Genomic DNA, 9,141 nt, shown 5'->3' with positions numbered 1-9,141 from the left:
GGGATTTCGGCTACGTCGGGGTGTCCTTGGGGATGCAAGGGGCTTTGGACAAGCAAAGCCCCTTGCCCGGTGTGGTTTGGCGAGTGTCGCGTAGCGACCGGCTACGAGCGAGAGCCAGGGATGGCGAACTGGCTCTTGTGCATGGATGCACTTACACCACGACTTTAGGCCGCTGGTACAGCGGCTATGATAGCTTCAGGCAAAAACTAACCAATGACCTTGGGTTTATCTGCTGGTTTAGCTGCTGGCTAAGCTACAGCCCATCACCTGCGGTGCAGATGGACAGGAAGCCCACGGCAAGTGGGCCACTAGTATTCAGCTCCAACTTGCTCCTTGCGCAGCCGGGGAGTACCCTCTTTCGCAGCCAACCGTTTAAGCAGTATCGGGAATTGACCGCCATGCCAAAGGAAATATTTATACTACGCCACGGCCAAACTGAATTTAATGCCGCCGGTAAGCTGCAGGGACACTGTAACTCACCGCTGACCGAACTCGGCAGGGCACAGGCCAAGGCCTATGGTGTTGCCTTGCAACAACAGCTGCGGCAATCGGCAGGCAATCCTGAACAAGAATTTCAGCTGGTTTCCAGCCCGCTGGGAAGGGCTATGGAAACGGCGACTCTGGTGGCAGAGGTGCTTTGCCGGGATCCCGGCGCCATTATTGCCGAGCCCAGGGTGATTGAATGCGGTTTAGGTGAATGGGAGCAGACCCGGGTCGCCGATATCCACGCCGCCAGACCCGAGCTTGCCGGGCGCAATGACTGGTATCTGCAGGGCCCGGGCGCAGAAACACTACTCCAGGTGCAACAGCGGCTGGCACATTGGCTGACCGATCCGGCAACCCCGGAGCGGGTGATCCTTGTGTCACACGGCCTGACAGGGATTATCCTGCGCGCCCTGTTGCTGGGCCTGGATGACAAGGCACTTTGGCGTCAGGACAAGCCTCAGGATGCCCTCTATCACTTTCACAGTGAGGCTCAGGAGAGGCTCAAACGCATCTGTTGCTGACTCGCCAACCAGTCGAAGTGGGCCAGCAAGGCCTGCAAATAGCGCTGCTCTTCCGCCGGGAGTTGTCCCTCGGCCGCGGCTATCTGGTGTAAGTCGCTCAGCAGTTGCCTTACCAAAGGTTCGGTGCAGTAGCCCTTCCACAGTCTCAGGGCGGCTTTTTTCGGCGAATGGCAGTAGCGCCGCAGCTGAATATTGACAAACCAGTCGGCCCGCTCCCGGGCGCTGGGCATCAGTGTCATCACATACCAGTTCATCCTATCCTCCTCAGGCGGATAACTTGATCCTGTCGCGGCCATCGCTCTTGGCCCGGTACAGGGCGGTATCCGCCGCACTGAGCATGGCCTCGGCCGTGCGGTACTGGCCATTGATCTCAGTGGCAATCCCCTGGCTGACACTGACACAAACCTCACGGCTCAGCCCCAATTTGACGAAGTCCAGGCTACGAATGGCCTCGGCTATTTGCTCGGCCACCACCCAGGCCATGGCGCTGTTGAATCCGGGCAACACCAGGGCAAACTCCTCACCGCCAAAACGCGCCGCCAGACACTGGGGCGATGGCAACGCCGCGGCTATGGTCTTGGCCATCAATTTCAGGCATTCGTCCCCCATCAGGTGACCATGCTGATCGTTGAACTGTTTGAAATGGTCGACATCTATGATCAAGGTGCTGATGGGCTTGTGCTTATCGATGCACTGCTGCCACTGGCGTTCCAGTGTCTCGGTAAAGGTGCGGCGATTGGCCAGTCCGGTCAAATAGTCGGTCGCCGCCAGGGTGGACAGGCGTTTAATCTCATCCCTGTGACCGCTGAGATCATGCAAACCAATCACAAACAGCGGCAGCAAGCCCTGAATAAAGGAAAGCGATAGATTCACCGGCAGCTCCACCCCATCGACACGTCTGAGCAATACCTCCCAGGGACCATGTTGCAGCGGTACCTGGCGACCGTATTGGCTGCTGAACATGCTGGCGTAGCGGCTACGGTAAGGCGCCGCCAACCAGGTATGCCAGAATTCACCGGCAAAGGTTTCGCTCTGATCGCCCAGCAGCTCGGCCGCCGGAGAGTTCACCGCCAGCACTTTGCCCTCACCATCGGCCAGCACCATAGGTTGCTGCATGCACTCAATCAGGGTCGCCAGAGCCTCGCTGTCACACTCACACTGACTAAAACCAGCTTCATTGCTGTAGGGGCTTGCCATGCTGTTCTCCCTCCCGACCTGCGGGTTGTTCAATTTCGACAGGGATAACTCTAGCGCGTACGTACAAGGCTAACCTTCTGATAAGCTTACGATGTAATTAATTGAAAAATATCGTTAATAATTCCAACCTTCTGTAGACAGGAAAGGCGTCCAACCACAGAAATACGGCAATGATTGGCAACCATTGGAGCTTTTCGGGCGGGAAAGAATCCCCCGTTCGGCACGATTCGGGGAAAATAGTTACTTTATATCCTTAGTGACAGCTTTAAGATTAGAGCCCCCACATTTAAACAAAAACAAGCAGAATATCTCACTTCTACAACTTGTTTAGTCAGGCTTATTTACGACTTCAGGATCCGGGCTCGGCCAGCAAGAGTTGCAACTCGGCGTCACTCTTTACCGGCGCCATCGCCAGATCGATCTCGGCCTGAGTAGCGGCACTCAGTGCCAGGGGAAAGCTTGCCAGCAGCGCGCTGGCCATCAAAGCAATACGCATAACGACTCCATGTCAATTCGCTCCACATGCCTTATGTGGAGATGAAAAACTTAATGGGTAGTTTCAGGACTGAAGCCACCCAGGTTAATGTAATCAAGCCTGGGTTGAACACCCTTTCAGTAACATAAACTTGCTCAGTTATTGCCGGTATTCACGACTTCAGGATCCTGGCTTGAAACCAGCAGAGTGTTGCTGCTGTTACTGAGGATCAGCCTAAAGCCTGTCTTACCCACCACTGAGTTGGTATCCATCAGTATCAGCATATCCGGAGCCTCGGTCTTGACCGCATCGATAATACCGTCGAAGGGGGTATCGAAAGAGGCGCCGACAAAGGCCAAGTCCATATCAGTCTTGTCCTGCAGCTTATAGATAATATGAGTGTTGGGCTTATCTACCACTACTGGGCCGTCCGGCTCATAGGCAAACTGAGGCACGCGGTTGTCATCCAGAGTAATGGTGACAATGATATTTTTTACGGGAACAGACATTGCTTCATCCTTGTTTCAGGTTAGTTTTTGAGGGGGTATTTAAATTGACGAAAACGATAACCAAGTGGCTCAAATTTAGCCTTCATTTTCAATAGTTCCTGTTGGTCATCCATGCAATCCAAAGCCATAGCATAAGGCGCGAGTATACGGGCATCATGATTCACAGTGACCCATGGTTGCAGCATTCGGCTGACTTTCTGGCAGTGAGTATAGGCAAAGCTTATATCGTTATTTAACATGGACACACTATAGGCGGTTACAAGCCCAGCCTCGGCCAAGGCTCCCATATCGACAGTGCCCAAAACCGTTTTCTGTCCTAATGTTGTAAAAAACGCTTCTGCCAACAAAGCAAGCTTCTGAGCTTGCTGATAATCACCTTGTTCGAGCCGCTCATTGGCAGCAGCCAACCAAAAACGAGCCTCCAATTTAAGCTGTTTAGTCGAGGTTTCGCTTGACGGCTCACTGGCCATATATCCATTCAAAGTATTAAGCATGGCCGTTTTTTCTGTTGATGCCGGTAGCAAGCTAACCAGTAACACCTCAACAAAAGATTGCTGCATTCGCCAGCGCTCATTTTCCGGATCGGCCTCAAGTGCGGCAGCAATAGCCCGACTGGCTTCAATTGCGCTCTCTCTGGCCAATTCGGGTTGCTGCACCGCTCTGTACAACTGAGCCAAGATCTCCAGATTCCCGGATAATCTATATAGCTGATAGGGTTCTCCCTGAGCATGCCGTTTTAACTCTTCAGCTATCTGCTTATGAATGGCGATGGCTGCTTGAATATCCCCTTCAGCACTGGCGGCGCTGGCTAGCCATGAGCGGGCATTGGCGACATCGGCCAGACGCTGAGGATCATCCGGCGACTCGGACAATGCAATCAGCTTGAGCCGCAGCGACTCTTCAAAGCCCTGGCGCGCCTTGCTGAAGTCCTGCAGCTCCATCGATAAGGACCCCAGAGAGTTATGGGCGTAGGAGAGTTCCATCAGCGCTTCGCTGTTGTCCGGCGCCAGTCGGTACATGGCCTGGCTGTGTTGCAGATAAGCCTCGAACCAGGGGCGGGTGCCCTGCCAATCGCTCTGGTCATACTTGAGTTGCCCAAGCCAGAAAGCATTGGCGCCAAGGGTCTTTAACAGCTCCAGCTGATCTGTACTGCCGGACAGCAGCGGCAAGAGTTTGTCTCTGGCGGCCAGCAGTGCCTTTTCCGCTTCATCCACCCGGCCACGGGAATAGGCCACCTCACCCATGGCTTCCAGTGTCTGGCCATGGCGAAACAGCGCCGCCTCACTCAGGCTGCCGTCGGCCTCACGAAAATAATCCAGCGCCTTGTTGCTGACACCATCGAGCAGATCCATCCGGCCTATGCTGCGCAGCTTGTCGGCAAAGTCGCCCACCATAAAGCCCAGCAAGTCTTCTGCCGCCAGGCGCTTTGCCTGCGCCTGATGCTCGGCTTCAACGCTGCGATAACTCATGAATACCGAGATGAGGGTCAAGAGACATAAAAGCATGAAGGTCGCGCCCTTGAGGCGCCGTTGGCGCTGCCCTCTGGCGCTGGAGGCGGCAACATAGCTTTCGCTGACAGGATCCAGCTCAAGCAGGGGATCGTTTTTCAGCGCCAGCGCTTCGGTCAGTGGCTTGCCCTGGGGCAGCAGAAAATCGCGGCTGCACTGCTGTTGTTGCCAGCGCCTGGCCTGATGGAACAGCCTGGCCTTGGCCGCCAGCCCTTCCCTGTGGCTATCTATCCAGTCTCTGGCCCTGGACCAGCGTCTGAGCAAGGCTTCATGGGCTATGCTGAAACCAGGTTCGCTGTCCTCCAGATGGGAGACAAACAGCCGACTGTCGACCAAGGCCTGTACCAAGGCACGCTCGGCATCCGTGGCCAATTCGGAATATCTGGCACTGCGACTGGTGACCGACTGCTCATCTTCCCTGAGGGTCACCAGCAGCGACAGCACCCGCGGCAGGGCCGCCCTTTGCGAGCTCGACAAGGAAGCGATGGCATCTTCGGCGGCCTGGCCTATAGCCCCGGCCAGCCCACCCAGGCGGTGATAAACCGCCAGTTGCAACTGGTTGTCGTCACTGCGCTGCAGATACAGGGCCTGCAGCATATACTGCAACATGGGCAAGGCATCCGGGTTACTGGCGGCCTCACGGCACAGCAGCTCATCCAAGCCCAGTGCCGATTCAGGGTCAAATTCCCAACTCAAGCCTGCGGCTGTGGCCGGCAAGCGTATCATCTGCAGCAGTTCCTGACGGCTGGGCGGCAAGAGATCGAAATGGGCGCCATTGCCCTTGCCCGCCATCAAGCTGGGGCTGGCAACCACCTGAGGGTAGAATTCATTGCGACAGGCGCTGAGCAGCAATACGGCTCCGGAACGCGCCAGGGTGTCGAGCAGCGCCAGCCCCTGCTCACGGGCTTCGGCCGAGAAGCGCGGCGATGACAGCAGCACTTCCAGGCGGTCGACAAACAGGCCAAACCTGGGCTTCTGCCAACTTTGGGACGGCAGCGCCTGGCAGAGTTGGGCGCAGAGGCTGTCGATATCCTGTTCCAGTGCATGCGCCAGCGTTTCGGCGCTGTAGCCTGCCAATACCGGCGCATCGTCCAGCTCCCAGTCGAGCATGGCGGCGGCCAATTCCAGCAGCAGTTGATCTTCGGCGACATCGGCCAGATCCAGTATCGAATAGCAGGCCAAGCCTATGCCGTGAAAGCCCTGAGGCGAAGCCAGATTGGGCAAAATGCCTGCGTTGATCAGCGACGACTTACCGCTGCCGCTGGGGCCTAGCAGCAAGCAAAACCCGCGGCCATGTTTGATCTGCCGGGCTATGCGTTCCAGTAAGGCGTTGATCTGTTCGCTGCGGCCGAAAAACACCCCGGCATAATCGGCGCTGAAGGGTTTTAACCCGGGAAATGGTGAGCCCAGGCTCCAGGCCAGCGACGGCAAACTGGCTTCGTGGCCGATGGGGAAACGAACATCGGCTACAATTCGATAGCCGCGTTTGCGGATCGTTTCGATGAAAGAAGGATCGCCGGCCTTGTCATCCAGCGCCCGGCGCAGCTGATTGATGGTCTTGTGCAGCGGGTTATCGCCCGTGTCGCTGCCGGGCCAACAGGCATCCAGCAGCTCATCGCTGCTGACTACCTCGCCGCTGCGACGACACAGATACAGCAGCACATCCATGGCTTTGGGTTCCAACTGCCGCAAGCGCTTTCCCAGCCGCAAACTATTGCTGCCGGGATCGACCTGCCAATCACCCAAAAAGAAGCTGCTGTCGCTCATGGAACCTACCGCGATAAGAGATTGACCGCATCTTACCCGGTATACAAATTTAACACCATGATAACAGCGTTAAATTTTACCTAATGAGCGTTAACTCAAATACTCAAACCCCAGAGCTCGAATGTCTCCCGGCACAGGGATTCGCGAAAATCCGGATGCGCTATGTCAATTAAGGCTCTGGCCCGCTCACGGATACTGCGCCCCCTGAGGTTGGCGCAACCATATTCGGTGGCAATATAGTGCACATGGGCCCGAGTAGTCACTACCCCGGCACCTGGGCTCAGCACGGGCGCGATACGGGAAACCGCCCCATTGGCGGCCGTGCTCGGCAGGGCGATAACCGAGCGCCCGCCGGGAGAAAGACCGGCGCCGCGAATAAAGTCCATCTGCCCACCTACCCCGGAATAGATTCGGGTACCTATGGAGTCTGCGCATACCTGGCCGGAAATATCCACCTGCAGCGCCGAGTTGATGGCCATCACCTGCGGGTTGCGGCGGATAACCGAGGTGTCATTAACCTGCTCTATATCCAGAAACAGCACTTCGGGGTTGTCATCGACAAAGTCATAGAGGGCGCGACTGCCAAGCGCAAAGCCGGTGACCAACTTCCCCGGATGCACCTTCTTGCGGCTGTTGTTAATCGCCCCGGAGCGATAAAGCGCCAGAATGCCGTCGGAGAACAGTTCGGTGTGGATCCCTAAGTTTCGTCTGTCTGCCAACTGCCCCAAAACGGCATCCGGAATGGCACCTATGCCCATCTGCAGGCAATCGCCGTCTTCAACCAGAGAGGCCACATGCTTGCCGATAGCCTGGCTGATGGCATCGGCTCCGGCCATGGGGTGTTCGGGCAGAGGCGAACTCTGTTCATACACGGCGGCAAAGCGGTCATAGGGTACAAAGCTGTCGCCATGGGTGCGCGGCATTTGCGGGTTGATATGGGCTATGATGCGGCCTGCCACATCACAAGCGGCGCGGCTGGCTTCGACACTGATCCCCAGCGAACAGTTGCCATGGCTGTCAGGCGGTGACACCTGTACCAGCGCCGTATCTATGGGTTGCTCGCCGGAGCGAAACAGCTTGGGCACCTCGGATAAAAAGACAGGCACATAATCCGCCTCGCCACTGGCCAGCAGGGCGCGGGTCGGGGCGCCGCCAAAGAAACAGCGATGGCGCAGATGGCCCTTAAGCTCGGGCACACTCAAGGCCTCGGCTTCCTCGGTATGCAGTTGCAGCAAGGTCAGGTTCTGCCGCGTCATGGCATGCTGTGCCAGCGCCTCCAGCAAGACTCTGGGGGTGGCTCCCATAGAGTGGGTCCAGATAAATTCATCATTCCCTATCAGGGATACCGCTTCCAGTGCACTGGAACAAACTCTTGGCGCCATACTGCTGCTTCCTTATTTTTTATTTATACCGTTCCGTGACAAGAGTTTGATTGAGGCAATGCCGTATTTGTTTTCCCACATCCCGCCTGATTGACTTGGGCTGTCCCATCGAGACGACTTCACCCAAGCCATGACAGGCTCCGCCGGAGGGAAAACCAACTCCTGTACAAAAAGGCCTTAACCCTAGCCAGTTGCTCTGTGAAGGGCAATCCCTGACAAACAACCTAACCCCCGCGACTGTGGAAAGTGAGCGCTACGCCACAGCAAACAGGTTGCAAACTGCGAGCCTCACAAAAATGCCACCGTGGCGGATAAGGCGTTTACCCTCAAAGCCACTGTCGTTAGACTAGCCAAGCCTTGGGCCTCATGGCGAAAAACGTCACATCCCAGTGCCCGGGCAGGACCCCAGTTTCAAGGAAGTAGTATGTCTCAGTTCGACAAGACCCTCAGCGTCAGCCTCAATCCAGAGGATCCCGCCAGCATCGCCCTGGCACTGCTGCAATACCGGCAACACCTGAACGACGGCAGCGCCTTTCGACTCGATGGCTCCTTGCTGTTCAATATCGAGTTCGTCAATCAGCAGCTGCGGCCGCTTAACCGTGACGATGCCGGTGCCAACCGCCCCTTGTTGGAACACGCCCTCGATACTGCCCGCCGGGATCACAGACTCAGCTTTTACACCGAACCAGTACTCTTTGCCGCAGCGCTGAACTTTCCCGAGCTATTGGACGAGCTCAAGGCCACTGCCGAGGCCATGGTGGCCTTCTCCCGCCGCCGCAATGACTCCAGCGCTCTCTTTATCGATGACTACAACGTCTTCGGGGTGGAAGCCCTCTACATGCTGGCCAGGCAATATCCCGAGCTGAGCCATTATCTGGCCGCCTTTCTGGTGCCTTACTGGAACTTGGAAAGCTTCTACCAACCTGTGTTACTGCTGGGCAAACTGGTGGAGGAGTTCGGCTGGCGCCGCGAACTGATCCACGCCTATCTGCACTGCGACGGCGAGCAGAATCGCCGCTGCTTTTTCCAGACCACTGAGGGTGCTTCAGTCAACCTCAGCCTACTGGAACATTTTGCCGGGCATCCGGACGATTACCCCTGGTTTAAGGCGCAGCTGCTCAAGCGTCTAAAGCAAACCCCGCTACTGGCCTATGCCAATGAACAACCGCTTGAACAAACCCAGCCGGTACTGGAGTTCTTCTACAGTCTGGGCGACTGGCCGGTAGAGGCTGACATTGACGACACTGAACTGTGGCGGGATCGGGGCAAGCAGCAATTGATCTTGGGTCGCCGGGG

Annotated in this window: 7 protein-coding genes and 1 pseudogene; 2 read left to right on the top strand and 6 right to left on the bottom strand. The window is 56.5% G+C overall.

The window, feature by feature from the left end; genetic code table 11:
- Positions 1–1,007: histidine phosphatase family protein (locus RC73_RS21165; protein WP_152608442.1), on the top strand; the 1,007-nt coding region annotated here is incomplete at its 5' end.
- Here the strand turns inward: RC73_RS21165 and RC73_RS12735 are convergent.
- From RC73_RS12735 to RC73_RS12715, 6 genes are all read right to left on the bottom strand, one after another.
- A complete protein-coding gene (locus tag RC73_RS12735; protein WP_039034998.1) occupies positions 977–1,261 on the bottom strand; it encodes a hypothetical protein in 285 nt (94 codons plus the stop codon). The two genes, RC73_RS21165 and RC73_RS12735, sit on opposite strands and share 31 nt — an antisense overlap.
- A gap of 10 nt (positions 1,262–1,271) precedes the next feature.
- The gene (locus RC73_RS12730; RefSeq protein ID WP_052248184.1) at positions 1,272–2,204 is read right to left on the bottom strand and encodes a sensor domain-containing diguanylate cyclase; all 933 of its coding nucleotides are present in this window, start codon (positions 2,202–2,204) and stop codon (positions 1,272–1,274) included.
- Positions 2,205–2,553: 349 nt separating this feature from the next.
- The gene (locus RC73_RS20775; protein ID WP_157823012.1) at positions 2,554–2,700 is read right to left on the bottom strand and encodes a hypothetical protein; all 147 of its coding nucleotides are present in this window, start codon (positions 2,698–2,700) and stop codon (positions 2,554–2,556) included.
- 134 nt (positions 2,701–2,834) lie between these two features.
- Positions 2,835–3,188: a DP-EP family protein gene (locus RC73_RS12725; protein WP_039034997.1), complete on the bottom strand. Its 354-nt coding sequence runs from the start codon at positions 3,186–3,188 to the stop codon at positions 2,835–2,837.
- Between the two features lie 20 nt (positions 3,189–3,208).
- Complete coding sequence (locus RC73_RS12720) at positions 3,209–6,463, bottom strand: nSTAND1 domain-containing NTPase (protein ID WP_052248183.1); 3,255 nt, start codon at positions 6,461–6,463, stop codon at positions 3,209–3,211.
- Positions 6,464–6,558: 95 nt separating this feature from the next.
- Positions 6,559–7,845 (bottom strand): acetyl-CoA hydrolase/transferase family protein, encoded by a 1,287-nt coding sequence (locus tag RC73_RS12715; RefSeq protein WP_039034996.1) that lies wholly within the window; start codon positions 7,843–7,845, stop codon positions 6,559–6,561.
- A gap of 424 nt (positions 7,846–8,269) precedes the next feature.
- Between RC73_RS12715 and RC73_RS12710 the strand changes: the two are divergent.
- Positions 8,270–9,141, top strand: a pseudogene (locus RC73_RS12710) (hypothetical protein); the annotation flags it as partial.

This window comes from Shewanella sp. ECSMB14102, assembly GCF_000813075.1.
GTDB classification, from domain to species: domain Bacteria; phylum Pseudomonadota; class Gammaproteobacteria; order Enterobacterales; family Shewanellaceae; genus Shewanella; species Shewanella indica.
The sequence above is the reverse complement of the archived record's forward strand: the minus strand, read 5'-3'. Positions and strand labels throughout refer to the sequence as shown.